This window comes from Pseudomonas sp. PA-7-1E (assembly GCF_021605325.1).
GTDB classification, from domain to species: domain Bacteria; phylum Pseudomonadota; class Gammaproteobacteria; order Pseudomonadales; family Pseudomonadaceae; genus Aquipseudomonas; species Aquipseudomonas fluorescens_BV.
The window spans coordinates 1-26,320 of record NZ_WKFA01000071.1; the positions used below are offsets into that span (position 1 = coordinate 1).

21 protein-coding genes and 3 tRNA genes are annotated in these 26,320 nt (G+C 61.9%); 1 reads left to right on the plus strand and 23 read right to left on the minus strand.

Features of this window, described 5'->3' with window-relative positions; all coding sequences use genetic code 11:
- Window positions 1-136 precede the first annotated feature (136 nt).
- The 23 genes from GIW79_RS26485 to leuC form a co-directional block, all read right to left on the minus strand.
- Window positions 137-1,108, minus strand: a complete 972-nt coding sequence (locus tag GIW79_RS26485; protein ID WP_054898769.1) for an XdhC family protein — start codon at window positions 1,106-1,108, stop codon at window positions 137-139.
- A gap of 1 nt (window position 1,109) precedes the next feature.
- Window positions 1,110-2,345: a c-type cytochrome gene (locus tag GIW79_RS26490; RefSeq protein ID WP_034128254.1), complete on the minus strand. Its 1,236-nt coding sequence runs from the start codon at window positions 2,343-2,345 to the stop codon at window positions 1,110-1,112.
- Between the two features lie 2 nt (window positions 2,346-2,347).
- Window positions 2,348-2,887 (minus strand): (2Fe-2S)-binding protein, encoded by a 540-nt coding sequence (locus GIW79_RS26495; RefSeq protein ID WP_236455126.1) that lies wholly within the window; start codon window positions 2,885-2,887, stop codon window positions 2,348-2,350.
- Window positions 2,880-5,711: a xanthine dehydrogenase family protein molybdopterin-binding subunit gene (locus GIW79_RS26500; RefSeq protein ID WP_236455127.1), complete on the minus strand. Its 2,832-nt coding sequence runs from the start codon at window positions 5,709-5,711 to the stop codon at window positions 2,880-2,882. Before GIW79_RS26500 ends, GIW79_RS26495 begins: the two co-directional genes overlap by 8 nt.
- Window positions 5,712-6,099: 388 nt before the next feature.
- Window positions 6,100-6,176 (minus strand) — tRNA-Asp (locus tag GIW79_RS26505).
- Between the two features lie 105 nt (window positions 6,177-6,281).
- A tRNA-Asp gene (locus tag GIW79_RS26510) sits at window positions 6,282-6,358 on the minus strand.
- Window positions 6,359-6,413: 55 nt separating this feature from the next.
- Window positions 6,414-6,489 (minus strand) — tRNA-Val (locus GIW79_RS26515).
- Between the two features lie 107 nt (window positions 6,490-6,596).
- Window positions 6,597-7,361 (minus strand): SDR family oxidoreductase, encoded by a 765-nt coding sequence (locus GIW79_RS26520; RefSeq protein ID WP_003192533.1) that lies wholly within the window; start codon window positions 7,359-7,361, stop codon window positions 6,597-6,599.
- An 11-nt stretch (window positions 7,362-7,372) separates the two neighbouring features.
- Window positions 7,373-8,584: an O-succinylhomoserine sulfhydrylase gene (locus GIW79_RS26525; RefSeq protein WP_057977625.1), complete on the minus strand. Its 1,212-nt coding sequence runs from the start codon at window positions 8,582-8,584 to the stop codon at window positions 7,373-7,375.
- Window positions 8,585-8,649: 65 nt separating this feature from the next.
- The gene (gene purF / locus GIW79_RS26530; RefSeq protein ID WP_003192537.1) at window positions 8,650-10,155 is read right to left on the minus strand and encodes an amidophosphoribosyltransferase; all 1,506 of its coding nucleotides are present in this window, start codon (window positions 10,153-10,155) and stop codon (window positions 8,650-8,652) included.
- A gap of 41 nt (window positions 10,156-10,196) precedes the next feature.
- Window positions 10,197-10,754 carry a CvpA family protein gene (locus GIW79_RS26535; protein ID WP_003192538.1) on the minus strand — a complete coding sequence of 186 codons (558 nt, stop codon included), beginning with the start codon at window positions 10,752-10,754 and terminating at the stop codon, window positions 10,197-10,199.
- 242 nt (window positions 10,755-10,996) lie between these two features.
- Complete coding sequence (locus tag GIW79_RS26540; RefSeq protein WP_014719152.1) at window positions 10,997-11,665, minus strand: SPOR domain-containing protein; 669 nt, start codon at window positions 11,663-11,665, stop codon at window positions 10,997-10,999.
- The gene (folC, locus tag GIW79_RS26545; protein WP_236455128.1) at window positions 11,649-12,956 is read right to left on the minus strand and encodes a bifunctional tetrahydrofolate synthase/dihydrofolate synthase; all 1,308 of its coding nucleotides are present in this window, start codon (window positions 12,954-12,956) and stop codon (window positions 11,649-11,651) included. Before folC ends, GIW79_RS26540 begins: the two co-directional genes overlap by 17 nt.
- Window positions 12,953-13,873, minus strand: coding sequence for an acetyl-CoA carboxylase, carboxyltransferase subunit beta (gene accD / locus GIW79_RS26550; protein ID WP_003192545.1), 921 nt, complete (start codon window positions 13,871-13,873; stop codon window positions 12,953-12,955). The genes folC and accD overlap by 4 nt, the downstream gene beginning before the upstream one ends.
- 245 nt (window positions 13,874-14,118) lie before the next feature.
- Window positions 14,119-14,751: a phosphoribosylanthranilate isomerase gene (locus GIW79_RS26555; RefSeq protein WP_057977621.1), complete on the minus strand. Its 633-nt coding sequence runs from the start codon at window positions 14,749-14,751 to the stop codon at window positions 14,119-14,121.
- Window positions 14,752-14,814: 63 nt separating this feature from the next.
- Entirely contained in the window at window positions 14,815-15,639 is an 825-nt protein-coding gene (truA, locus tag GIW79_RS26560) for a tRNA pseudouridine(38-40) synthase TruA (RefSeq protein ID WP_054898765.1), read from the minus strand.
- 243 nt (window positions 15,640-15,882) lie between these two features.
- On the minus strand, window positions 15,883-18,402 hold the full coding sequence (locus GIW79_RS26565) for a FimV/HubP family polar landmark protein (protein WP_236455129.1): 2,520 nt from the start codon (window positions 18,400-18,402) through the stop codon (window positions 15,883-15,885).
- Between the two features lie 161 nt (window positions 18,403-18,563).
- Window positions 18,564-19,574: an aspartate-semialdehyde dehydrogenase gene (locus GIW79_RS26570; RefSeq protein ID WP_054922592.1), complete on the minus strand. Its 1,011-nt coding sequence runs from the start codon at window positions 19,572-19,574 to the stop codon at window positions 18,564-18,566.
- 252 nt (window positions 19,575-19,826) lie between these two features.
- The gene (gene asd / locus GIW79_RS26575; protein ID WP_003192554.1) at window positions 19,827-20,939 is read right to left on the minus strand and encodes an aspartate-semialdehyde dehydrogenase; all 1,113 of its coding nucleotides are present in this window, start codon (window positions 20,937-20,939) and stop codon (window positions 19,827-19,829) included.
- Window positions 20,940-21,003: 64 nt separating this feature from the next.
- The gene (gene leuB / locus GIW79_RS26580) at window positions 21,004-22,086 is read right to left on the minus strand and encodes a 3-isopropylmalate dehydrogenase (protein WP_003192555.1); all 1,083 of its coding nucleotides are present in this window, start codon (window positions 22,084-22,086) and stop codon (window positions 21,004-21,006) included.
- A 53-nt stretch (window positions 22,087-22,139) separates the two neighbouring features.
- Window positions 22,140-22,904 carry a class I SAM-dependent methyltransferase gene (locus GIW79_RS26585; RefSeq protein ID WP_034126235.1) on the minus strand — a complete coding sequence of 255 codons (765 nt, stop codon included), beginning with the start codon at window positions 22,902-22,904 and terminating at the stop codon, window positions 22,140-22,142.
- A gap of 144 nt (window positions 22,905-23,048) precedes the next feature.
- Window positions 23,049-23,693: a 3-isopropylmalate dehydratase small subunit gene (gene leuD, locus GIW79_RS26590; protein WP_014719160.1), complete on the minus strand. Its 645-nt coding sequence runs from the start codon at window positions 23,691-23,693 to the stop codon at window positions 23,049-23,051.
- A 10-nt stretch (window positions 23,694-23,703) separates the two neighbouring features.
- On the minus strand, window positions 23,704-25,122 hold the full coding sequence (gene leuC / locus GIW79_RS26595) for a 3-isopropylmalate dehydratase large subunit (protein WP_054922598.1): 1,419 nt from the start codon (window positions 25,120-25,122) through the stop codon (window positions 23,704-23,706).
- 140 nt (window positions 25,123-25,262) lie between these two features.
- Between leuC and GIW79_RS26600 the strand changes: the two genes are divergently transcribed.
- Window positions 25,263-26,153, plus strand: a complete 891-nt coding sequence (locus GIW79_RS26600; protein WP_236455130.1) for a LysR family transcriptional regulator — start codon at window positions 25,263-25,265, stop codon at window positions 26,151-26,153.
- Window positions 26,154-26,320: the final 167 nt, after the last annotated feature.

The following is a 26,320-nucleotide window of genomic DNA, read 5'->3' on the forward strand; positions in this document are numbered from 1 at the left end:
CAAATCGCAGCGCCCCCCAGACTCGCACCCACCCTGGCACTGGTCGGCAGCGTCAGATGTGTATAAGCGCCAGCCCGGTCCCGCGGGAGCAAGCTCCCTCGCCACATTACAACGCGCCTTTAAGCAGGTCTGCGCCTCAGAGCTGGTCGCGAGCAATCCCGCTACGAATCCGTACGATATCCGCCAATACCGCCAACGCAATTTCCGACGGCGTCCTGCTGCCCAGGTTAAGCCCGATAGGCGCGTGTATCCGCGCCAGTTCAGGCTCCCCCAACCCACCGATGCGGCGCAGTCGCTCAAAGCGCTTCTGCGAGGTCTGCAACGACCCCATCACGCCAATGTAGAACGCGTCGGTACGCACCGCTTCCATCATCGCCAGATCGTCGATACGCGGGTCATGCGTCAGCGCAACCACCGCCGTATCACGGTGACAGCCGCCGTCGGCAATAAACACCGACGGCAACTGGCGACGAATCTCCACGCCATTGAGCACCACGCCTTCGAGCACTTCATCACGTGGGTCGCAGAGAATCACTTCAAACCCAAGGCCGACTGCAAACTCGGCACACGCCTGCGCCACGCTGGAGTACCCAGCCAGCAATAAACGCTGAGCCGCACCGACGCGGATGCGCACCCGCTCACTGTCACGCTCGATGCGCACGCCCTGCTCACAATCAGCGACCAGGCTGCGCGCCCCGCTGGCCAGGTCGACTTGGCGAATCAAGCGGCGCTGCCCGAGCAGCGCCGACTCCACTTCACGTAGGTGCGCCTGCACCTCGCAGTCAGGCTCGAACTTCTCAACCAATACATCGAGAATGCCGCCGCAGGGCAGGCTGACCCGCGAGCGCGGATCGTCCCCTGCGCCGTAGCGCACCACGTTGACCGCAGCGAAAAACGCACCTTCGGCGACGCGTTCGAGAAAGTCTTCCTCGACGCAACCACCCGACAACGACCCAATCCACTGCCCAGCGGCGTTCACCGCCAGCAGCGAACCCGGCGCCCGCGGCGCCGAGCCGTAGGTGGCCAGCACCGTACAGAGCCAAATGCGCTGCCCCGCCACCGACCACGCCAGCGCCCGTCGTATCACCTGCAGATCCAGATGCTGCATGTCAGTGCGCCTTGTGCTCGATGGACGGCGCCTCAGCCTGCAGCTTCTGCACATCGCTCACCGCCAGCTCCGCCGATTGCCCGCCCCAGCCTTGGCGCAGGTAATTGATCAGATCGGTGAGTTGTTCCGGGCTGAGTTTTCCCGCGAAGCCCGGCATCGGTTGCATGTGCTCGAACCCGGAGAACTTCTGCTCGCCAATCCCGTCCTCGATCACCCGCACCAGGTTGCGCGGGTCTTCCAGACGCAGCGTGGTGTTGCCGCGCATCGCCACCGCGATGTGCGGCTTGCCTTCACCATCGGCGGCATGGCAACCGGCACAGACGTTCAGGTATTCCTGGCGGCCGCGCTGAGCGCTCGGGCCAAGGTGTTCCACCGGCACTTCGACCAGCGCCTTGGCTGCGGGCGGTTTATCACCGAGCAGGAAGGTCGCCATCGCGGCCAGGTCCGTATCGCTCAGGCCCTGGGTGCTGTTGTGGAACACCGGGAACATCTCGTTGAACATCGTCCCTTGGGCGCTCATGCCGTGCTTGAGGAAGGTGGCCAGGTCCTGCTCATTCCAGCCGCGTGCGGCCAGGTCGGTGGCGAGCAGGCTGGGCGCCAGATAGCCATTGAGGATACCGCCGGTCAGGCGCTTGTCCAGCTCCATCGCACCGGGCAGGCCACGTGGCGTGTGGCATTCGCCGCAGTGGCCGAGCACTTCGACCATGTACTGGCCGCGCTTCCAGGCTTCGCTCTTGCCTTCGGCCGGTTCCAGTTTCAGCGCTTTGCCGTACAGCACGTTCCAGCCCATCAGGCCCAGGCGCACGTTGAAGGGAAAGCTCAGGCTCGTCACCGGCGCTGCGCGCTCGATCGGCTCGATGGTTTTGAGGTACGCATGAATGGCGTCCGAGTCTTCGCGTGGCATCAGGTGGTAGGAGGTGTAGGGCATCGCCGGGTACAAGTACGCACCGTCGCGACGCTTGCCTTCGGTCAGCGCGGCGAAGAACTCGTCATCGCTGTACAAGCCAATGCCGTGTTCTTTGCTTGGTGTGATATTGGTGCCATAGATGGTGCCAAACGGCGAGACAATCGGCAGGCCGCCGGCAAACGGCGCGCCGCCCGGTGCAGTGTGGCAGGCCATGCAGTCAGCGGCGCGGGCGAGGTATTCGCCGCGCTTGGCTTGATCATCAGCGTGGGCAAACAATACCGGCGCGGCCAGGCCGACCGCCAAGGCCAGGCGGGTCAGAAAAAGCTTCATGCTTAACCCTCCTTGACCAGGCCGAGATCGGTCAGCACGTTGCGGGTGGCGTTGTAATAACGCACGTACCCGGTACAACGGCAGACGTGATGACCGAGGCTGTCCTCGATGACTTGTTCCAGCTTGCTGTGCACGGTCGGCTGGCGTTGCAGTTTCTCCACCAACACGGTCGCCGCGTTGACGAAGCCCGGCGCGCAATAGCTGCACTGAAAGGCGAACTCATCCACGAAGCGCTGCTGGATCGGACTGAGCTCAGTGACCTGGCCCGACTCATCGCGCTTGGCATGGCCTTCGATAGTGCGCACTTGCTTGCCTTCGAAGTAATGCGCGCCGGTGATGCAGGTGCGCACTTCTTCGCTGGTGCCGTCCGGGTTGTCGACGATCACCACACAGGCGTGGCAAATGCCCTGGCCGCAGCCCAGCCGCGAGCCCGTGAGGTTTTTGTATTCGTGCAGGTAGTCGATCATCGGCAGGTCATCAGGGATGTCCACCGGGCCGACGGGTTGACCATTGAGGGTCAGTTGAAGCGGACGGTTAGCCATTGAGGGCCTCCTTGATGCGTGCAGCCGTGATTGGCAGGTCGCGAACACGTTTACCGATGGCGTGTGCCACCGCATTACCGATGGCCCCGACAATCGGGATCATCACCACTTCAGCGATACCTTTGGACGGGTCGCTTGGCGACAGCGCCGGCAGAATCTCCGAGGTCTGCTTCCATACGGCAACGTGACGCGCCATCGGCAGACGGTAGCGGTTGAAGTTCCAGTCGCCCTCCCCCGGCCCGCCTTCGTACAACGGCATTTCCTCCATCAACGCGTGACCGATACCCATGGCCACTCCACCCTCGAGCTGGCCTTTGACCAACTCTTCAACCAGCACACGCCCGCACTCGACCCATGAATGGTGATTGAGCACTTCGACCTGCGCCGAACCCTTGTTGACCTTCAACTCGACCAACGTGGCGACGGGGCTGTAGTACGTCACCGCAGCGTTATTCAACTGGGTGGCGGGATAGCTGACGTTCTGGCGATCGAGCAGGTGGAAACCGGCAGTGCTCATCAGCGCCTGCTTGGCTTTCGGTGCGCCATCGCCGTATTTCACCGCCAGACCGTCGAGCGGCAGGCGCTCGCGCACGCCGTCGATGCTGTACTCAGCCTCGGCCCAGCTCCAGCGGTTGAACCCGTGGACCGTGGCAGCGGTGACCAGGCCTCGCTCATGAGCGCGCCTGGCCAGTTCTTCAAAGCTCAATGGCTGCATGCCGTTGGCGGTGAGCTTGCCGTCCACCCAATGTGCGTCTTCGCGGCGTACCACATAGGGGTTGGCCTGGCCGCCGAACGGGCCCTGGCGCCAGATCTCTAGCGCCGCTGGCCACAGGCCGTGGTTGAACAGCACACGCGCCGCTTCGCGGGTCGCGTGGCTGAAGTAGTACGCCGAGTTGGTCGCCGAAGACGCCGAAGCGAGCTTGCCCACCCAACGCGGGTTACGCAGCAGGTTGTCCTGCTCGGCCTGGCTCATGGTGTAAGGGTTGCCGCCGGTGACCAGTTGCATTTCCTGCCATTGTGTTTCGCCGGTCTTCACTTCGTGGGCCGGGCTGCCGAGGAAGTCGGCAACCACCAGCGACTGCGAAGTGGACATGCCGGTGCCGATTTCGATTCCGATGTGGCGCAGGCTGATGCGACCGTCAGCGCTGAATTCAACACTGGCCATCGGCGCTTCGGAACCGGTGCCGAAGTCTTTCTGGCAGATGGCAAAACCGACGCCATACCAGTTATCCGGGTCTGCGGCTTCGCGTTGTTGCTTGATCGCGTCACGGTTTTTCCACACGTCGTGCACAGCGGCCTTGTCGAGAATTTCGTGCAGCCGCAACGCACCGGCAGGGATCGCGCCCTGGGTGTTCTTCATGCCCGAACGCAATGCGTTCTTGCGCCGCAGCTCGATGGCATCCACACCAAGGCGGCCGGCGATTTCGTCGACCATCATTTCGGTCGCCGCCATGCTTTGCAGGGTGCCGTAGCCCCGCATCGAACCGGCTTCAACGCCACGGGAATGGTACGCGGTGACTTGCAGGTCGTTCTGCGGCATGTAGTAGATCGACTGCGCCGCCGTGGCGCCGACCGCAGCCACCGATGGGCTGTAGTTGATCCGGCCACCGCCGTCGACGCTCATGTCGGCGAGGAAGATTTTGAAGCTGTGGTCGTTCTTGTCGACCGCCAACTGATAGCGGATATCGAATGGGTGACGCTTGATGCCGCTCTGGAATTGCTCGTAACGGTCGTTGGCCAGGCGCACCGGCACACCGGCGCCATACAACGCAGCGAGGGCGGCGTAGTAGACGAAAATGTTGTGGTCTTTGGAACCGTAACCCACGGTGTAACCCGGGTGCATGTTCAGATGAGCCAGGCCGAAGCGCGACGGCGAGATCATCTTGGCGGTCTCGGTCGCAACTTCCAATGGGCACTGGGTGGCCACCACAAAGTGCAGGGTTTTGGTCGCTGGATCGTACCAACCGTTGCCGTTGTCCGGCTCCATGGCGGCCGGTTCGATCGATGGGGTTTTGTAGCGCTCGTCAAACACCAGCCAGTTGTCCGGTGGCGTGTTGATCTGGCTCTTCATGCGCTCGGCGTAGAACAGCCCGCGCTCGGTCAGGTTGCCGTGCAGGTTCGGCTGGGAATTCCACACTGGGCGACGATTTTTCAGCATCGGGAACAGGATCGAATCCTTGAGGCTGGCGAATTCGTCTTCATCAGCCGAGGTCGGGCCACCCACGCGCACGTAGCGGAAGCTACCGTAGGGGTCACCTTCGTAATACGGCACTTTGGCGCCGTAACGAATCGCCTTGTCATTGAACTTGAGTTTGTTCTTGGCCTGACGGAAACGCTCGAAGTCGTTCCAGATCAGGATCGCCACCGGGTGACCGATGAACATCGGCACTTTGCCCTCGGGTAGCAACGGGTCCGGCGCATGTTCTTCCGGGAAGACGATACCGTCTTTGTCCAGGTCGGTAGCGGTGACAATACGGTCCGGCTGCAGCTCGGCGCCAAGCCACGACAGGTCGTAGCCCGCGTAGATGTGGTCGGCCTTGATGGTTTTGAGCAACATGGCGTGACCTTGCTGCTGGGGCCAGCCAGGCATGTCCTTGGAACGGATGTCGCGGGCAAACACCTTGCTGCCGCAGACTTTCGACAAGGCATCGTTACGCTGGCGCGCCTTGCCGTTATGGCCAAGCCACTTTTCAGACGGCACGGTCACGCTGTTTTCCATCAAGGCAGCCAGCGCCTGGGTGCTGAGCGGTGTGAGCGTGACACTCACACCCGCCACCAGCCCGCCCTGGAGGAACGAGCGCCGGGTTATTTCACGGTTGGACATGGATCATCCTCTGAGCGGTTATAAATCCGCCCTTATGGTTAAGTACACCGAATCTGGAGACTTGCAGAAACCTTTCTCGACGAATCAAAAGGCCATGATGACAGTGCAAAGTTGACCGAAGGGTTAACTTTAAAGGTTTCTGCGCCTGCGGCAAATAACCACATTGAAATTTTTTGACACAAGAACGCAAAACGGCCGACAGAATCGAAATGATCTGTCGGCCGTTTGCCGATAATGAGCGCTGATGGCAGCGAAGAAGATGAGGCTTTTTTTCAAACCCCAGACACAAAAAACCCCGGTCTTTCGACCAGGGTCTTTGCTATCGGATCAAGGTTAGCCAGTGGCTTTCCTTGTGCTTCAAGGCGTTCAGTGGGCCTTGATGCAGATATGGCGCAGCGGACGGGACTCGAACCCGCGACCCCCGGCGTGACAGGCCGGTATTCTAACCGACTGAACTACCGCTGCGTATCGCTTGGCTGATTGAGCATGAACCCTCAACCACCTTTAAACATCTGATCGATCAGCCTTGGCTGTTCAATCTCAAGCCCGACATATCGAACCTGGAAAATATGGCGCAGCGGACGGGACTCGAACCCGCGACCCCCGGCGTGACAGGCCGGTATTCTAACCGACTGAACTACCGCTGCGCGTCGGTGCAACCTTTAACGTTGCGTCTTGCCCTAGGGCAAAACTCTCAAGAAGTGGTGGGTGATGACGGGATCGAACCGCCGACCCTCTGCTTGTAAGGCAGATGCTCTCCCAGCTGAGCTAATCACCCTTTGCTTCGTTGAGGCCGCGAAATTTACGCAGGTAGCGGACCTAAGTCAATAGCCTGCTTGAAGTTTTTCTGAAAAAGACAAAATGACTTCAAGACAGCTACCCGCCCTACTCGCTGTAAATCATCTTCTTGCTCATGCCGCCGTCCACCACGAACTCTTGCCCGGTGACGAACCCGGCCTGGCGTGACAGCAACCAGGCCACCATCGCCGCCACGTCCTCCACCGTCCCCACCCTGCCCGCCGGATGCTGGGCATGATCGGCGTCGGTGAGCGGCTCTGCACGCCGCGCAGCCGGATCACGTGCGTCGATCCAGCCAGGGCTGACCGCATTGACCCGCACTTCCGGCCCAAGGCTCATGGCCAGGGCGTGGGTCAGGGCCAACAGCCCACCTTTGCTGGCCGCATAGGCTTCGGTGTCAGGCTCGGATTGACGCGCCCGGGTCGAGGCCAGGTTGACGATGGCACCGCCATGGGCACGCAGGTAAGGCGCGCAGTGCTTGGCCAACAGCATCGGCCCACTGAGGTTGACCGCCAGCACCCGATTCCAGTACGCCAGGTCCAGGCTTTCCAGGGTGATATTGCGTGGGTCGGCCACCGCCGCGTTGCACACCAACGCATCCAGGCGCCCGAACTGCCCCAGCACCTCGGCGACACCCTGGGCCACTTGCTTCTCGTCGGCCACGTCCATGGTGATAAACCAGGCATTGTCGCCCAGCACCTTGGATACCTTGGCACCGCGCTCGCGGTCCAGGTCGGTCAGCACCACCTGCCAGCCTTCGCTGATCAGCCACGCGGCAATCCCGAGGCCAATGCCCCGCGCCGCACCCGTCACCAGCGCCACGCGCCCGTTACTGGCCGCTGCGGCCTCCATGGACCACTCGATCACAAGGCCGCCAGCCCGCGGGCCAGGTCTGCCTGCAAGTCAGCGACATCTTCCAGGCCCACCGCAATGCGGATCAGGCTGTCACGGATGCCGGCCGCTTCACGCTCCTGCGGCGCCAGGCGCCCGTGGGAGGTAGTGCTCGGGTGGGTGATGGTGGTCTTGCTGTCACCCAGGTTGGCGGTAATGGAGATCAAGCGCGTCGCGTCGATGAAGCGCCAGGCGCCGTCTTTGCCGCCCTTCACTTCAAAACTCACCACTGCACCGAAACCGCGCTGCTGGCGCTGGGCCAAGGCGTGTTGCGGGTGACTCTTGAGGCCGGCGTAATGCACCTTCTCGATACCGTCCTGCTGCTCCAGCCACTCGGCCAGGGCCTGTGCGTTGGCGCAATGGGCTTTCATGCGCAGGCTGAGGGTTTCCAGGCCTTTGAGGAAGATCCAGGCGTTGAACGGGCTGAGGGTCGGGCCGGCGGTGCGCAGGAAGCCCACCACTTCCTTCATCTGCTCGCTGCGACCGGCCACCACGCCGCCCATGCAACGGCCCTGGCCGTCGATGAACTTGGTTGCCGAGTGCACCACGATGTCCGCACCCAGCTTCAGCGGTTGCTGCAAGGCCGGGGTGCAGAAGCAGTTGTCCACCACCAGCATCGCGCCCTTGGCATGGGCGACTTCGGATAGCGCGGCGATGTCCACCAGCTCAGCGAGCGGGTTGGACGGCGATTCGACGAACAACAGCTTGGTATTGGCCTTGATGGCCGCCTCCCAACCGGACAGGTCCGCCAGGGGCACGTAATCGACCTCAACACCGAAACGCTTGAAGTACTTCTCGAACAGGCTGATGGTCGAGCCGAACACGCTGCGCGATACCAGCACATGGTCGCCGGCGCTGCACAGGCTCATCACCACGGCCAGGATGGCCGCCATGCCGGTGGCAGTCGCCACGGCCTGCTCGGCACCTTCCAGGGCCGCAATGCGCTCTTCGAACGCACGCACGGTCGGGTTGGTGTAGCGCGAATACACGTTGCCCGGCACTTCGCCAGCAAACCGCGCAGCGGCGTCGGCGGCAGTACGAAACACGTAGCTGGAGGTGAAGAACATCGGGTCGCCGTGCTCACCTTCCGGGGTACGGTGCTGGCCGGCGCGCACAGCCAGGGTATCGAAAGCTACGCCATCGAGGTCGCTGTCCAACCGACCGGCATCCCATTCCTGACTCATGCTGCGACTCCTTATTCAATTCTTTGTTTAAGATACAAAACCGGCCCCTCAGGGCCGGTGTTTACTCAGTTGTTATACAGGTCGATGATCGCGCTGACCGCCTGTGTCTTGATCTTCGACGAGTCGTTGCGCGCCTGCTCGATCTTGTTCAGGTAGGCCTCGTCGACATCGCCGGTCACGTACTTGCCGTCGAACACGGCGCAGTCGAACTGCTCGATCTTGATCTTGCCACCGCCAACCGCTTCGATCAGGTCCGGCAGGTCCTGGTAGATCAGCCAGTCGGCGCCGATCAGGTCGGCCACGTCCTGGGTCGAACGATTATGAGCGATCAGCTCATGGGCGCTCGGCATGTCGATACCGTACACGTTCGGGTAACGCACCGCAGGCGCAGCGGAACAGAAGTACACGTTCTTCGCCCCGGCTTCGCGGGCCATCTGGATGATCTGCTTGCAGGTGGTGCCCCGCACGATGGAATCATCCACCAGCATTACGTTCTTGCCGCGGAACTCCAGTTCGATGGCGTTGAGCTTCTGGCGTACCGATTTCTTGCGCGCAGCCTGGCCGGGCATGATGAAGGTACGGCCGATGTAGCGGTTCTTCACGAAGCCTTCACGGAACTTGACGCCCAGGTGGTTGGCCAGTTCCAGCGCAGCGGTACGGCTGGTATCCGGGATCGGGATGACCACATCGATATCGTGCTCGGGACGCTCGCGCAGGATCTTCTCGGCCAGCTTCTCGCCCATGCGCAGGCGCGCCTTGTAGACCGAGACGCCGTCGATGATCGAATCCGGACGCGCCAGGTAGACGTGCTCGAAGATGCACGGGGTGAGTTTCGGCGCTACGGCGCACTGACGGGTGTGCAGCTTGCCGTCTTCAGTAATGTAGACAGCCTCGCCCGGCGCCAGGTCGCGGATCAGGGTGAAGCCCAGCACGTCCAGGGACACGCTTTCGGAAGCGATCATGTACTCGACGCCTTCGTCGGTGTGACGCTGGCCGAACACGATCGGGCGAATGCCGTGGGGGTCGCGGAAACCAACGATGCCGTAACCGGTGATCATCGCCACCACCGCATAACCACCGACGCAACGGTTGTGCACGTCGATCACGGCGGCGAACACGTCTTCTTCGGTCGGCTGCAGCTTGCCGCGCTGGGCCAGCTCGTGGGCGAACACGTTGAGCAGCACTTCCGAATCAGAGCTGGTGTTGACGTGGCGCAGGTCAGATTCGTAGATCTCCTTGGCCAGTTGTTCAACGTTGGTCAGGTTACCGTTGTGCGCCAAGGTGATGCCGTAAGGCGAGTTGACGTAGAACGGTTGAGCTTCGGCCGAGGTCGAACTACCGGCAGTCGGGTAGCGCACATGGCCAATGCCCATGTGCCCGACGAGGCGCTGCATGTGACGCTGATGGAACACGTCACGCACCAGGCCATTGTCCTTGCGCAGGAATAACCGGCCGTCGTGGCTGGTCACAATACCGGCAGCGTCCTGGCCGCGGTGCTGGAGGACGGTTAGCGCGTCATACAGCGCCTGATTGACGTTCGACTTACCGACGATACCGACGATGCCACACATGCGACGCAACCCCTACTTAATGAATCTTGACTGAACACAGCTTACTGAGGCGTTTTGGCCGGTAAGAGGTGCTCCTTGAACGGAAGATCAGCGGGTACGCTGATTCCGCTGGCCAGCCACTGACTGCTCCACCCCAGGATGAGGTTCTTGGACCAGTCTGCAACCAATAGAAATTTTGGCACGAGTACCGACTCCTGCCACCACGAATCCTGCTGTACCGGCCCCAGGCTCAACAGCCCGACCGCCACGACCACCAGCAACGCGCCACGCGCAGCCCCGAAGGCCATGCCGAGAAATCGATCGGTCCCGGAGAGGCCGGTGACACGTATCAACTCGCCAATAAGATAATTGACCATTGCCCCCACCAACAGCGTGGCGATGAACATGATGGCGCAGCCCGCGATGACGCGAGCCGAAGGTGTCTCTATGTACCCGGCCAGGTAGACCGACAGTGAACCACCGAACATCCAGGCTACGACTCCTGCGATGATCCAGGTCAGCAACGACAGTGCTTCTTTTACGAAGCCGCGGCTCAGACTGATCAAAGCGGAGATGGCGACGATTGCAACGATCGCCCAATCAACCCAGGTAAATGGCACAGTGCAGCCTACGTACGGATAAGGCGGCGCATTTTAGCAGAGCGCCGGGCTATCGGTAAGCGGTGATTGCGGGTGCTTTGCAAATCAATAGATTGTGACGGGCCAATCGCATTTCAACCCCAGCACAAACCAATGTGGGAGCTGGCTTGCCTGCGATGAAGGCGGCATGCTCGACATCGTTGTCGATTGAACCACCGTCATCGCAGGCAAGCCAGCTCCCACATTTAGAGCATATTGCCCGTTCAGCCGCGCTCGGGCTGGAAACGCACCACAAACCCGTTGAGGTTCTGCTGACGACCCAGCAAATCGCGCAGGCGATCTGCCTCCGCACGCTCGATCAGCGGCCCGACAAACACACGATTCTTGCCGTCAGCGCTGCGGATATAAGCGTTATACCCCTGGGCACGCAGCTTTTTCTGCAAGGCGTCGGCACTTTCGCGATTGGCCAGGCTGGCCAGCTGGATCGACCAACTGATCGGCAGGCCATTAGGGTCGATGCGACTCTGCCCCACATCCGGCTTGCCAGGCGCTGCAGGCTGCGGCGCTACCGGCTTGGGCGCTGGCGCCGGTGCAGCCGGTTTGGCGGCGACAGCCGGGGCTGGCGTTGGCTTGACCACCGGCACACTTGGCTGCACCGGCATCGAAGGGGCCTGTGAAGGCGCCTGCTGTGTGACGACCTCCTCCTCGACGGGCACAGGCTCTTCCGGCAACACCTGAGGCTCAGGCACGACCACCGGTTCGACCTGAACCTGCGGCACCACCGGCGCCTGGGGCGCAGCGGGAGCTTCAACCACCACCTGGCGCTGTTCGTCCTGGCGGGAAAACAGCATCGGCAAAAAGATTACCGCCAACGCCACCAGCACCAGGGCCCCGACCATTCGCTGCTTGTATGCGCTATCCAGTAATGCCATGTGCAGCTTCCTCCGTGGAGCGCCGGGCCAGCCATTCAAGCGCCTCGGCAACACAATAAAATGATCCGAACAACAGGATTTCGTCCTCGGCCGTCGCTACCGCACACTGCGCCTCCAGGGCTGCAGTGACGCTTGCATACGACGTCACCGGCGCGCCAAGGTTCTGCAAGGCAGTTTCCAACTCAACCGCAGGACGGCTGCGTGGCGTGTCCAGCGGCGCAACGGCCCAAGACTGGACGCTGCCCAGCAGTGGCGCAACCACGCCGTCCAGGTCCTTGTCGACCAACAACCCGAACACCGCCAGGCGACGCCCCACCGGCGGCGTACGCGCCAGACGCTCAGCCAGGTACTGCGCAGCATGGGGGTTATGGCCTACATCCAACATCAGGCTCAGGCGCTTGCCTTGCCAGTCGAAGGTTCGGCGATCGAGGCGCCCCACCACTTTCGTTGCCAGCAAGGTCGCCGCGATCTGCGCGGCGTCCCACGGCAGGTCCAGCAGCAAATAGGCTTGCAGCGCGAGCGCGGCGTTTTCCATCGGCAGGTTCAGCAACGGCAAATCAAGCAGCTCTACCCGTTGGCCACGTGCATCCTGCCCACGCCATTGCCAATGGGTGTCGCCGATGTCCAGGATGAACTCGCGACCCCGCAGGTAGAACAGGCAATCCAGTTCGCGCGCCCTGTCGAGCAAGGGTTGCGGCGGGTCCAGGTCACCACACAGCGCCGGACGGCCCTGGCGGAAGATCCCGGCCTTTTCAAAAGACACCGATTCGCGGGTATTGCCCAGGTAATCGGCATGATCGACACCAATGCTGGTTACCAGGGCCAGGTCGGCATCCACCACGTTGACAGTATCCAGGCGCCCGCCGAGGCCGACTTCCAGCACGACCACATCCAGTTGCGCACGCTCGAACAGCCAGAACGCCGCCAGGGTGCCCATCTCGAAATAGGTCAGGGAAATGTCGCCACGCCCGGCTTCCAGGGCTGCGAAGGCTTCGCACAGCTGGGCATCAGTGGCTTCGACGCCATTGAGCTGCACCCGCTCGTTGTAGCGCAGCAGGTGCGGCGAACTGTACACGCCGACTTTGAGGCCCTGGGCCTGCAACAGCGCGGCGACAAAGGCACAGGTGGAGCCTTTGCCGTTGGTGCCGGTCACCGTGATCACACGCGGTGCCGGCTGGCCCAACCCGAGGCGGGCCGCTACCTGTTGCGAGCGCTCCAGGCCCATGTCGATGGCGGACGGATGCAACTGCTCAAGGTAGGCGAGCCATTCGCCCAGGGTACGTTGGGTCATAGGTTTGCTGGCACCGGCGGCACGACGATCGGCTCGACCTTAGGCGCGATGTACACAGGCGTCGGCAAGCCCATCATTTGCGCGAGCAGGCTGCCCAGGCGAGGGCGCAGTTCGCCACGCGGAATGATCAGGTCGATCGCACCGTGCTCCAGCAGGAACTCGCTGCGCTGGAAGCCTTCCGGCAGTTTTTCCCGCACGGTCTGCTCGATTACGCGCGGGCCGGCAAAACCGATCAGGGCTTTAGGCTCGCCAACGATCACATCGCCCAACATCGCCAGGCTGGCGGAGACGCCGCCGTAGACCGGGTCGGTCAGTACGGAGATGAACGGAATGCCTTCTTCACGCAGACGCGCCAGTACCGCCGAGGTCTTGGCCATTTGCATCAGGGAAATCAGGGCTTCCTGCATACGCGCACCACCGGAGGCGGCGAAGCAGATCATTGGGCAACGATTTTCCAGGGCATAGTTGGCAGCGCGAACAAAGCGCTCACCGACGATGGCACCCATGGAACCGCCCATGAAGGAGAATTCGAAGGCCGAGACTACTACCGGCATGCCCAGCAGCTTGCCGCTGACCGAAATCAGCGCGTCTTTTTCGCCAGTCTGCTTCTGTGCGCCGACCAGGCGGTCCTTGTACTTCTTGCTGTCGCGGAACTTGAGACGGTCAACCGGCTCCAGGTCGGCACCCAGTTCATTACGGCCATCGGCATCCAGGAAGATGTCGATACGGGCGCGTGCGCCAATACGCATGTGGTGGTTGCACTTGGGGCAAACGTCCAGGGTCTTTTCCAGCTCCGGGCGATACAGCACCGCGTCGCAGGATGGGCATTTGTGCCACAGACCTTCAGGAACCGAGCTTTTCTTCACCTCGGAACGCATGATCGAAGGGATCAGTTTGTCTACTAACCAGTTGCTCATGCTTTCTTTTCTCCAGTACCGGTGGCTCGAACACAGCCCCGCGTATGCCCTTGAGCTAAATTCATATGTGGCGATGACACAGACGGGACGGGGTCAGACGTTGGACCTGCCATTTCCCGCCCGTATCCTCAGCCTTCCAGACAACCTGCCAGCGCAGGGTTGCCACTTCGTTTCCGGGCCACCCACAGGCGGCGCCGGGCTGTTTTACACAGTGGTAGTTATGGACGGCGGCAGACTGCCAGCCGTCACATCCCACCCCTGCTGTTGCGCACGGCCTGCATGAACGCGCGAATCTTGCTCGGGTCCTTGATCCCCTTGCCCTGCTCCACCCCACCGCTGACGTCCACGGCATACGGCCGGACCTGTTCGATGGCCGCCTGGACATTCGCTGGAGTGAGCCCACCCGCGAGAATGACCGGTTTGCTCAACCCCTCGGGAATCAGCGTCCAGTCGAACGACTCGCCCGTGCCACCAGGTACGCCTTCGACGTAGGTGTCCAACAGAATCCCGCGAGCGCCGGTATAAGCGGCGCAGGCTGCGGCGATATCGTCCCCGGCCTTGACCCGCAACGCCTTGATGTACGGGCGCTGATAGCTTTCGCATTCCTCTGGCGATTCGTCGCCATGGAACTGCAACATATCCAGCGGCACCGCATCCAGGGTTTCGTTGAGCTCGCAGCGGCTGGCGTTGACGAACAACCCCACGGTGGTCACGAAGGGCGGCAATGCAGCGATGATCGCCCGCGCCTGCAGCACATTCACCGCCCGTGGGCTCTTGGCATAAAACACCAGGCCAATGGCATCCGCCCCCGCTTCGACTGCCGCCAGCGCGTCTTCTATGCGGGTAATCCCGCAAATCTTGCTGCGAACGGCTGACATGTCGTAGGAACCTCAGGGTTGGACCGAGAAAGTCCCGGATGGTAACAAAAGCTTTTCCGGGCGTCAGCCGCCAAGTTCGCTGAAACCGGTGAGGAAGTGCGGCCCGATAAAGCGTTCCGGTAATTCGAACTCGTCGCGGTACTCCACATCCACCAGGTAAAGGCCGAACGGATGCGCCGTGACCCCGCCCGTGCGGCGAATGCGGCTATCCAGCACTTCCTTGGCCCACTCCACCGGGCGCTCACCGGTGCCGATGGTCATCAGCACGCCAGCGATGTTGCGCACCATGTGATGCAGGAAGGCACCTGCACGGATATCCAGCACAATCATCTTGCCGTGGCGCGTCACCCGCAGGTGGTGGACTTCCTTGATCGGCGACTTGGCCTGGCACTGCCCGGCACGGAACGCGCTGAAGTCATGCACCCCGACCAAATGCTGCGCGGCCTCGGCCATGCGCTCGGCATCCAGCGGGCGGTGGTTCCAGGTGATTTCTTCATTGAGGTGCGCCGGGCGGATCTGATCGTTGTAGATCACGTAGCGGTAACGGCGGGCGATGGCCTTGAAACGGGCGTGAAAATGCGCCGGCATGACCTTGGCCCAGCTGACACTGACATCATGGGGCAAATTGATATTAGCCCCCATCACCCACGCCTTCATCGACCGCTCGGCCTGGGTGTCGAAGTGCACCACTTGGCCACACGCGTGTACGCCGGCATCGGTACGCCCGGCACACATCAGCGACACCGGCGAGTTGGCGACTTTGGACAGGGCGTTTTCCAGGGTTTCCTGCACCGTCAGCACCCCGGAGGCCTGACGCTGCCAGCCGCGATAGCGCGAGCCTTTGTATTCCACGCCCAGGGCGATGCGGTAAAAGCCTGCGGCCGCCATTTCGGCAGCCGCGTTATCTATATTTGCCAAGAACTGTGAGCCTGATGAGTTGCGCAAAGGCGGGCATTATAGGGCGTCAGGGTGCATGAGAGGGGGCTTTTAATCTGGGGTTTTTGTGGCGAGGGAGCTTGCTCCCGTTCGACAGCGCAGCTGGAGCCCGCTTTTCAGGGGCGCTACGCACCCCAGCGGGAGCAAGCTCCCTCGCCACAACAAGCCCGCTCCCACATTTTTCTGCCTCGGCCGTTAGATTCGGCCGAGCATTTCCTTGGCTTCGCCACGCTGACCTTCGTTGCCTTCGGTCAGCACCTCGGACAGGATGTCTCGCGCGCCGTCAGCATCGCCCATGTCGATATAGGCCTGGGCCAGGTCGAGCTTGGTAGCCACTTCATCGGTGCCCGAGAGGAAGTCGAAATCCGGCTCATCCTCAGCACCCAGCGCGGCATCTTCAGCCGTGAAGGAAGGCTCGATCAGCGGATGTTCCAGGCTCTGGGACAATCGATCCAGTTCAGCGTTGACGTCGTCCAGCTCCGACGCGAAGGCATCGGGCTTGGCCGCAGGCTTGCTCGGCTCGTCCGCCAGCGACAGGTCAAAGTCTTCCGGCAGGTCGAATTCGTCCAGCGCAGCCGGCGTCAGGGTCGGCGGCTCCACCGGCGGTACATCCTTGATCTGCTCTTCAAGGCCCGACAGGAAGTCGTCATCGGTTTGCGACGCGGGCGGGTCCAGCTGCAGGTCCAGGTCAAAGTCCGACAGGTCCTGTGCGTCGGCCTTAGACTCGGTCTGTTGTTTGAGCAATGTTTCAAAGGTTTGCTGGTCTTGCGCGATCTCGGCCGGCGAGGCGGCTTCCAGGTCATCCAGGCTCAAGTCGAAATCGGTGTCGAAGGTGTCTGCCTGCGCAGCCGAGGCCGGCTTGTCGTCGAGCAGGTCCTTGACGTATTGCGCATCCAGGGCTGCGGCGGCCACTGCGGCACTGACACCCGCCGCCAACACGGCCATGGCCGGGAAGCGCGCCTTGAGCTGCTCGACCTGGGCATGGTTCTCACCGTTGGCCACCAACTGGCGCTCCTGGGTGACGAACCCGTCCTTGTTGTTCTGCAGGCCATAGACTTCCATCAGCTTCAAACGCAGGTCACTGCGCTTGGGCTCGTGCTTGATGGCTTGTTCAAGCACATCCGCCGCCTGGTTCAGGTGGCCACGGTCAATATGGGATTGGGCCTGGGCCAGGGCGTCGCTGGAATTTTCCTGAGCCACGGCAACCGCCAACGGCGCCAGCACGGAGGCGACCGTCGGCGCCACAACCGTCTCGACCACCGGGGCTGGCGCGGGTGCGGCTGCTGGCGCCACTGCGGTGGCGAGCTTGACGCTCGGCGGCGGCACTTCAAGGCCCTCGAAGCTGTCAGGCGGCAGGTCTTGATCGATATTGGAAACGAACTCAGGCTCTTCGGCCAACGCCCGAGCCATGCGCAGATGCTTCTCTTCTTCACGGCGAGCATTGCGATGGCGAGCCCATAGCAGCAGAAGCAGCAGCACCACCAGCAGGGCCGCACCGCCAAGGATGCCGAGCACAATGGGGTTGGTCAGCAGATCATTGAACTTGCCTTCGGTACTGGCCGGCGCGGCAGCCGGCTTGACAGGTTCAGGCGCTGGCGCTGGCGTTGCAACAGGGGCCGCAGGCTCGGCTGCAGGCTCACCGGGCAACTGTGCGGGGATCGCGGCGGGCTCACCGGTTTGCGCCTGCAAACGAGCCAATTGGTCATTCTTCAGCTGGATCAGCTTCTGCAGCTTGTCCAGCTGGCTTTGCAGGTCGGCGGCACGGCTTTTCAGTTCTTCGTTGTCGCGCCGCGTGGTGTCGAGCTCTTCCTGGGTCATCGCCAGCTTGTCGCTCAGGGCGCGGCTGTCCCCAGCTGCGCCTTTGCCACCTTTCTTGGCGGCTTGCGCCGATACCAGGCTCAAATTGTCCTTGGCCTGGGTGCTCGACGGCGCATTGCCGGCCTGGGTGCGCCGGGTTGCATCCAACTGCGGCTTACCAGCCACTTGCCCCTGAGGACTACGCTGGCGCTGGCGCCAGGCTGCGTTCTGCGCACTCACTTCGGCAATCGCTTGCGGCTGGGCCAGGGCTGTACTTTGGGTGATATCCGGCAGGCGTAGCACCTGGCCGGTTTTCAGGCGGTTGATGTTGCCGTCGACAAAGGCATCCGGGTTAAGCGCCTGGATAGCCAACATCGTTTGCTGGACCGAGGCGCCGTGACGGTTCTTCGCGGCAATCTCCCACAAGGTATCGTGGGGCGTGGTGGTGTGCCGGGCAAGCGTGCCAGTGGCAGGCGCAGAGCTGGCCGGCGCGCTGGCAGTCGGTGCCGGCTGGTCAAACTTGGCCGGGTCGAGCAGCACACTGTAGTCACGCATCAAGCGGCCATTGGGCCATTGCACCTGCATGAGGAAACGCACGTAGGAATCGGGCAGCGGCTTGCTGGAGGTCACACGTACCACGCTGCGACCTTCGGGGTTGATCACCGGCGTGAACGTCAGGTCATCGAGAAACGCCTGGCGGTCGACACCCGCATCCACGAAGGCCTGGGCCGAAGCCAGGCTGGGGGTGATCTCGGACGCCGTGAGGCCGCCCACATCGCGCAATTCGATTTCCACCGACAGCGGCTGGTTCAACTTCGACTTGAGGGTCATCTCCCCAAGTTGCAGCGCCTGCGCCATACCGGAGGACAGCGCCGAGGCGGCCGCTATTGCTAACACCAGTTTGCGAACTTGAACCATAGCCTCATCCTTTGTTTGAACACTTCCCGCTCTGCGAGAAGGTTGGTAACCGCTGCCATAAGGCATGGCGAGCCGATAGGTCACCGACGCGCTTGTGTTTCACTTGGGACCAAGCATAGCGCCTGGCTAGAATCAATCTACAAATTGCCGCCAAGTATCTTTTACACAAGGTCTTTTATCAACAACTGCGCCAGTTCCACGGCGTTCAGGGCCGAGCCTTTGCGTACGTTATCTGACGTCAACCAAAGATTTAGTTCCGCCGGGTCGTCGATACCTGCGCGAACTCGCCCGACGTACACCACGTCCTGGCCGACGGCATCGCCTACGGCTGTGGGGTAATCGCCCTCCTCGACCAGCTCGATTCCCGGCGCAGCGTCGAGGGCGCGGTTCACCGCGGCCAGGTCGACCGGCGCGGCCAGTTGCAGCGACACAGTCAGGCTATCGCCGAAAAACACCGGGGCTTGAACGCAGGTGGCGGAAATCTTTAGTAAAGGTGTTTCCAGCACCGCACGCAGTTCGTGTACGAGGCGCTTCTCCAGGGCGGTATGACCTTGGACGTCTGGCGTGCCGACTTGCGCGAGCAGGTTGAACGCCACTTGCCGATCGAAGAACGCTGGCTCCAAGGGACGCACGTTCAGCAGTTCGGCAGTCTGGCGCGCCAACTCGCTGACGGCCTCGCGGCCCTGGGCAGAGATGGCCAGGTTGGCGGTGACGCTCACGCGCTGGATGTCCACTACATTGCGCAACGGTGCCAGCACCACCGCGAGGTAGGTGGCACAAGGGCTCGGGCTGCCGAGCTGGAAAGGCTTTTTCAACGCGCCCAGCACATGGGCGTTGGCCTGCGGCACCACTTGCGGCGCCTGCTCGGCGGGCAATGCGCCAGACAAGTCGATCACCGCGCAGCCAGCGGCGGTGGCACGCGGGGCGAAGCTCAGGGTCACCGCGGGGCCTGCAGCGAAGAACGCCAACTGCACCTTGCTGAAATCAAACGTGTCGACCTCTTTGACCCGCACGTTCTTGCCCCGAAACGGCACCGAAGCCCCCGCCGAGTTGCTACCCGCCAGCAGGTACAAGGTGCCCACCGGGAACTCCAGCTCTTCGAGAATCTGCACCAGGGTTTCGCCAACGGTACCGGTAGCGCCGATCACGGCGATTTCAAAGGTCTGGGTCATGGGATTGCCTCGGGCATTACGGGGGAGCGGCACTTTACCGGGTGGTAGAGGGTGAGGCAATTACAGCCCCCCCCCTGATCGTTCCCGCGCTCTGCGTGGGAACGCCTCCTGTGACGCTCCGCGTCACGCCTCTAAAGCAGACGCAGAGCGTCCAGAGCTGCATTCCCACGCAGAGCGTGGGAACGATCACAAGGGCAACAAAAAACCCGCGCCTGTCACCAGAACGCGGGTTTCTGTTATTGCCTCAAGCGATCAACGCTCCAGCAAAATCCGCAACATGCGACGCAACGGCTCAGCCGCGCCCCACAGCAGTTGGTCGCCAACGGTGAACGCGCCAAGGAACTGGCTGCCCATGTTCAGCTTGCGCAGGCGGCCCACCGGTACATTCAGGGTGCCGGTGACCTTGGTCGGGCTCAGCTCCTGCATGCTGATATCGCGGTTGTTCGGCACCAGCTTGACCCAAGGGTTGTGCTGGCTGATCAGCCCTTCGATATCGGCGATCGGCACATCTTTGTTCAACTTGATAGTCAGCGCCTGGCTGTGGCAACGCATGGCGCCAATGCGCACGCAGATGCCATCCACCGGGATCGGGTTCTTGAAGCGCCCCAGGATCTTGTTGGTTTCGGCCTGGGCCTTCCACTCTTCGCGACTCTGACCGTTAGGCAGTTCCTTGTCGATCCACGGGATCAGGCTACCGGCCAATGGCACGCCGAAGTTCTCGGTCGGGTAAGCATCGCTGCGCATGGCCTCGGCCACACGGCGGTCGATATCGAGGATCGCACTGGCCGGGTCAGCCAGTTGATCGGCGACAGCGGCGTGGGTCGCGCCCATCTGCTTGATCAGTTCACGCATGTTCTGCGCGCCGGCACCGGAGGCCGCCTGATAGGTCATCGCGCTCATCCACTCCACCAGGCCCGCTTCGAACAGGCCGCCCAGGCCCATCAGCATCAGGCTGACGGTGCAGTTGCCGCCCACGTAGTTCTTGGTACCGGCGTCCAGTTGCTGGTCGATGACCTTGCGGTTGACCGGGTCGAGGATGATCACCGCGTCGTCCTGCATGCGCAGGCTCGAAGCGGCGTCGATCCAGTAACCCTGCCAGCCGGCTTCGCGCAGCTTGGGGAAGACTTCGCTGGTGTAGTCGCCACCCTGGCAGGTCAGGATCACGTCGAGGCTCTTCAACTCTTCAATGCTGTAGGCATCCTTGAGCGGGGCAATATCCTTGCCCACGGACGGCCCTTGGCCACCTACGTTCGAAGTGGTGAAAAACACCGGCTCAATAAGATCGAAATCCTGCTCTTCCAGCATCCGCTGCATGAGCACGGAACCGACCATACCGCGCCAACCGATCAGACCTACACGTTTCATCGCAACTACACCTTGTTAAAAAGTGGGCCGCCTTGCAGCAACAACTGCAAGCGGGCCCGAGAGATTACAGATTCCGCAGCGCGGCGACTACTGCGTCGCCCATTTCTTGCGTCCCGACCTTGGTGCAACCCTGGGACCAGATATCGCCGGTGCGCAAGCCCTGATCCAGCACCAGGCTGACGGCCTTCTCGATTGCGTCCGCCGCATCGCCCAGGTTGAAGCTGTAGCGCAGCATCATCGACACCGACAAAATCGTCGCCAGCGGGTTGGCAATGCCCTGCCCCGCGATGTCTGGCGCCGAACCGTGGCACGGCTCGTACATGCCTTTGTTATTGGTGTCCAGGGACGCCGACGGCAGCATGCCGATGGAACCGGTGAGCATCGACGCCTGGTCGGACAGGATGTCGCCGAACAGGTTGTCGGTGACAATCACGTCGAACTGCTTGGGTGCGCGCACCAGTTGCATGGCGGCGTTGTCGACGTACATGTGGCTCAGTTCGACGTCCGGATAATCCTTGGCGACTTCTTCGACGATTTCACGCCACAGTTGGCTGGAAGCCAGCACATTGGCCTTGTCCACCGAGCAGACTTTTTTGCCGCGCACGCGCGCCATGTCGAAACCGACACGGGCGATACGGCGGATTTCGCTCTCGCTGTATGGCAGCGTGTCATAGGCCTGACGCTCACCATTTTCCAACTCGCGCACGCCCCGTGGCGAGCCGAAGTAGATACCGCCGGTCAGCTCACGCACGATGAGGATATCCAGGCCCGCTACCACTTCCGGCTTGAGGCTCGACGCGTCAGCCAGTTGCGGGTAGAGGATGGCCGGGCGCAGGTTACCGAACAGGCCAAGTTGCGCACGAATCTTCAGCAAGCCGCGCTCAGGGCGGATGTCACGCTCGATCTTGTCCCATTTCGGCCCACCCACGGCGCCGAGCAGTACCGCATCGGCAGCCCGGGCGCGGTCGAGGGTCTCGTCAGCCAGCGGCACGCCGTGCTTGTCGATGGCAGCGCCGCCGATCACGTCGTGGCTCAGCTCGAAGCCCAGGCTGTACTTGCTGTTGGCAAGCTCAAGGACCTTGACCGCTTCGGCCATGATTTCCGGCCCAATACCGTCGCCAGGGAGAATCAGAATCTGCTTGCTCATGCGTTCCTCATTTCATCAAGCGACCCGCCCGTGGGCAGGTCGGGAAAAATCAATCAGCGTTCGGCGAAGACCACCAGCACATCGGTGCTGAAGGTGCCGTCGGCTTGAACTTCGTAATAATCACGTACTTCCTGGCCCATCGCCTTTTGCAGCTCAAGGATTGCTGCACGCAGTACCTCTGGCGTGCGCATGCGTTCAACCCACGAGGTGTACTCCAGGCGCAAGCGCTGGCGACTGCTGTTGCGCACGTGCAGGCCAGCCTCACTCAACTGGCGCATCCACTCGGCGCCGGAATAGTCACGTACATGGCTGGTGTCGCGCAGCACTTCGACGGTTTGCAGGTAAGTGTCCAACAGCGGGCTGCCCGGTGACAAGACATCCACAAACGCCGCCACGCCACCCGGCTTGAGCACACGGCGCACTTCACGCAGGGCCAGGCCGAGGTCGCTCCAGTGATGGGCCGAATAACGGCTGAACACGAAGTCGAATTCGCCATCGGCGAACGGCAGGCGCTCGGCGGCGCCGTGCACGGTGCGGATGTTGTCCAGGTTGCGGTCTTTGGCGGCGGCGGCCACCACGTCGAGCATAGGCTGGGACAAGTCGTAGGCCACCACTTCTTTGACCAGAGGCGCTACATGAAAGCTGACATGACCGGCACCGCAGCCCAGGTCCAGCAGGCGTGCAGCGCCCTGCCCGGCCAGTTCGGCCTGTAGCAGTGCGAATTCGGTGCCCTGGGCGTGTACGGCGCTGCTCAGGTAGGCCGAGGCTTGCTCGCCGAATTGTTTTTGCACGACTTGGGTGTGGGCGGTGGTGGTCATGGTGGCTTTCCTTGGGGTTTGTGGTGGTTGCACTGGCGCTATCGCAGGCAAGCCAGCTCCCACCGTTGACCGAGGTGCTCAGGCGAACCTCGATCCCTGTGGGAGCGGGCTTGCCCGCGATGGGGCCCGCACGGTTACCGCAAATCAGGCATCGCGAAACAGCCAGGGCTGGCTCGCCCGGTGCCGGGTTTCAAACGCAGCAATCGCATCGCCGTCCTGCAAGGTCAGGCCGATGTCGTCCAGGCCGTTGATCAGGCAGTGCTTACGGAAGGCATCCACTTCAAAGTGGTACACCTTGCCATCCGGGCGGGTCACGGTTTGCGCGGCCAGATCCACCGTCAGTTGGTAGCCGACATTGGCCTCCACTTGCTGGAACAACTCGTCCACTTCAGCGTCGCTCAAGATGATCGGCAACAGGCCGTTCTTGAAGCTGTTGTTGAAGAAGATATCGGCGTAGCTCGGCGCGATGATGCTGCGAAAGCCGTACTCTTCCAGTGCCCACGGCGCGTGCTCGCGGCTGGAGCCGCAGCCGAAGTTTTCCCGGGCCAGCAATACGCTGGCGCCTTGGTAACGCTCGGCGTTGAGCACAAAGTCCTTGTTCAGAGGGCGCTTGGAGTTGTCCTGGTAGGCGTAGCCCACGTCCAGGTAGCGCCACTCATCGAACAGGTTGGGGCCGAAACCGGTGCGCTTGATCGACTTCAGGAATTGCTTTGGGATGATCTGGTCGGTGTCCACATTGGCACGGTCCAACGGCGCTACAAGGCCTGTGTGTTGGGTAAAAGCTCTCATCGGGTTTTCCTCAGATCAATTCGCGAACGTCGATGAAACGACCGTTTACGGCAGCAGCGGCGGCCATGGCCGGGCTCACCAGGTGAGTACGCCCACCCGCGCCTTGGCGCCCTTCGAAGTTACGGTTGGAGGTCGACGCGCAATGCTCGCCCGACTCCAGGCGATCCGGGTTCATCGCCAGGCACATCGAGCAGCCCGGCTCACGCCATTCAAAACCGGCTTCGAGGAAGATCTTGTCCAGCCCTTCGGCTTCCGCCTGGGCTTTAACCAGCCCGGAACCTGGCACCACAATGGCTTGTTTGATGGTAGAGGCCACCTTGCGGCCTTTGGCGATCACCGCCGCGGCGCGCAGGTCTTCGATCCGCGAGTTGGTGCAGGAACCGATAAACACACGGTCCAACTGGATGTCGGTGATCGCCTGATTGGCGGTCAACCCCATGTATTTCAAGGCGCGCTCGATGGAGCCACGCTTGACCAGGTCGGCCTCTTTGGCCGGGTCCGGCACGTTCTGGTCGACGGCCAGGACCATTTCGGGCGAAGTGCCCCAGCTGACTTGCGGCTTGATCTGCGCAGCGTCGAGTTCGACCACGGTGTCGAACACCGCATCGGCGTCGGACACCAGGTCTTTCCACGCTTCGACGGCGGCATCCCAATCGGCGCCTTGCGGCGCGAACGGGCGGCCCTTGACGTATTCGACGGTTTTTTCGTCCGCCGCCACCATGCCCACACGGGCACCGGCTTCGATGGACATGTTGCAAATGGTCATGCGGCCTTCAATGGACAGCTCGCGGATAGCACTGCCGGCGAACTCGATGGCATGGCCGTTACCGCCCGCGGTGCCGATCTTGCCGATCACGGCGAGTACGATGTCCTTGGCGGTCACGCCAAACGGCAATTGGCCTTCGACGCGTACCAGCATGTTCTTCATTTTCTTGGCCACCAGGCACTGGGTGGCAAACACGTGCTCCACCTCGGAAGTACCGATGCCGTGGGCCAGAGCGCCGAACGCACCATGGGTGGAGGTATGAGAGTCACCGCAGACCACGGTCATGCCCGGCAAGGTGGCGCCCTGCTCCGGGCCGATGACGTGGACGATGCCTTGGCGCACGTCGTTCATCTTGAATTCGGTGATGCCGTATTCGTCGCAATAGTCGTCGAGGGTCTGCACCTGCAACCGCGAAACCTGGTCGGCAATGGCTTCGATGCCGCCCTTGCGCTCAGGAGTGGTCGGCACGTTGTGGTCCGGCGTGGCGATGATGGAGTCGACGCGCCAAGGCTTGCGCCCGGCCAGTCGCAGGCCTTCGAACGCTTGGGGCGAGGTCACTTCATGGATGATGTGACGGTCGATGTAGATCAGCGACGATCCATCATCGCGACGTTTCACTTCGTGGGAATCCCAAAGCTTGTCGTAAAGCGTTTTGCCGGCCATCAGTCGGTCCTCATCAGCGGTGCTTCTATACGCCGGGCTTTTCAATAACCCTTTGGCTTGTGAGGCTGATGGTATGGCGCTACATTAAATAACTCAAATTCATATTTTTTATGCTTTGGATTACCAACTGGAATAGCACCATGGACCTGGCCAACCTCAACGCCTTTATCGCCATCGCCGAGACCGGCAGCTTCTCCGGCGCCGGCGAACGCCTGCACCTGACCCAGCCGGCCATCAGCAAGCGCATCGCCGGTCTGGAACAACAATTGAAGGTACGGCTGTTCGACCGCCTGGGCCGCGAAGTCGGCTTGACCGAGGCCGGGCGGGCCTTGCTGCCCCGCGCCTATCAAATCCTCAACGTGCTGGACGACACCCGCCGGGCCCTGACCAACCTCACCGGCGAAGTCAGCGGGCGCCTCACTCTGGCCACTAGCCACCATATCGGTCTGCATCGCCTACCGCCGATCCTGCGCACCTTCACCCGGCAATATCCGAAGGTGGCGTTGGATATTCAGTTTCTGGATTCAGAAGTGGCCTACGAAGAAATCCTCCATGGCCATGCGGAAGTCGCGGTAATCACCCTGGCGCCTGAGCCCCACAACCTGGTACGTGCAACCCGGGTGTGGGACGACCCACTGGATTTTGTGGTGGCGCCGGAACACAGCCTGATCAGCAACGGTTCCGTCAGCCTGGGCGATATCGCCGGGCATCCGGCCGTGTTTCCCGGTGGCAACACCTTTACCCACCATATTGTCAGCCGCCTGTTCGAGGCCCAGGGCCTGACGCCCAACATAGCGATGAGCACTAACTACCTGGAAACCATCAAGATGATGGTCTCCATCGGCCTGGCCTGGAGCGTGTTGCCGCGCACCATGCTTGACGATCAGGTGGCAAGTATCGCTTTGCCGGGCATACAGCTCAGTCGCCAGCTAGGCTATATCGTGCACACCGAAAGGACGCTGTCGAACGCTGCGCGGGCTTTCATGAGCCTGTTGGATGCACAAGTCGATCTGCCAGGGTTACCGGCATGACACTGTGCGGGCCAGGGGTTTAGGTCAAACCGCGCGGTTTTCTCAATGAGCCAAGACCCTTTGATAATGCGCAACCCCCTTGACCCGACTCCCCCCCTGCCCCGCATCTACGCCCTGGACCCTCAAGCGGCGGAACAAAGCTGGGACAGTGCCCCGCAGCTGCTGGC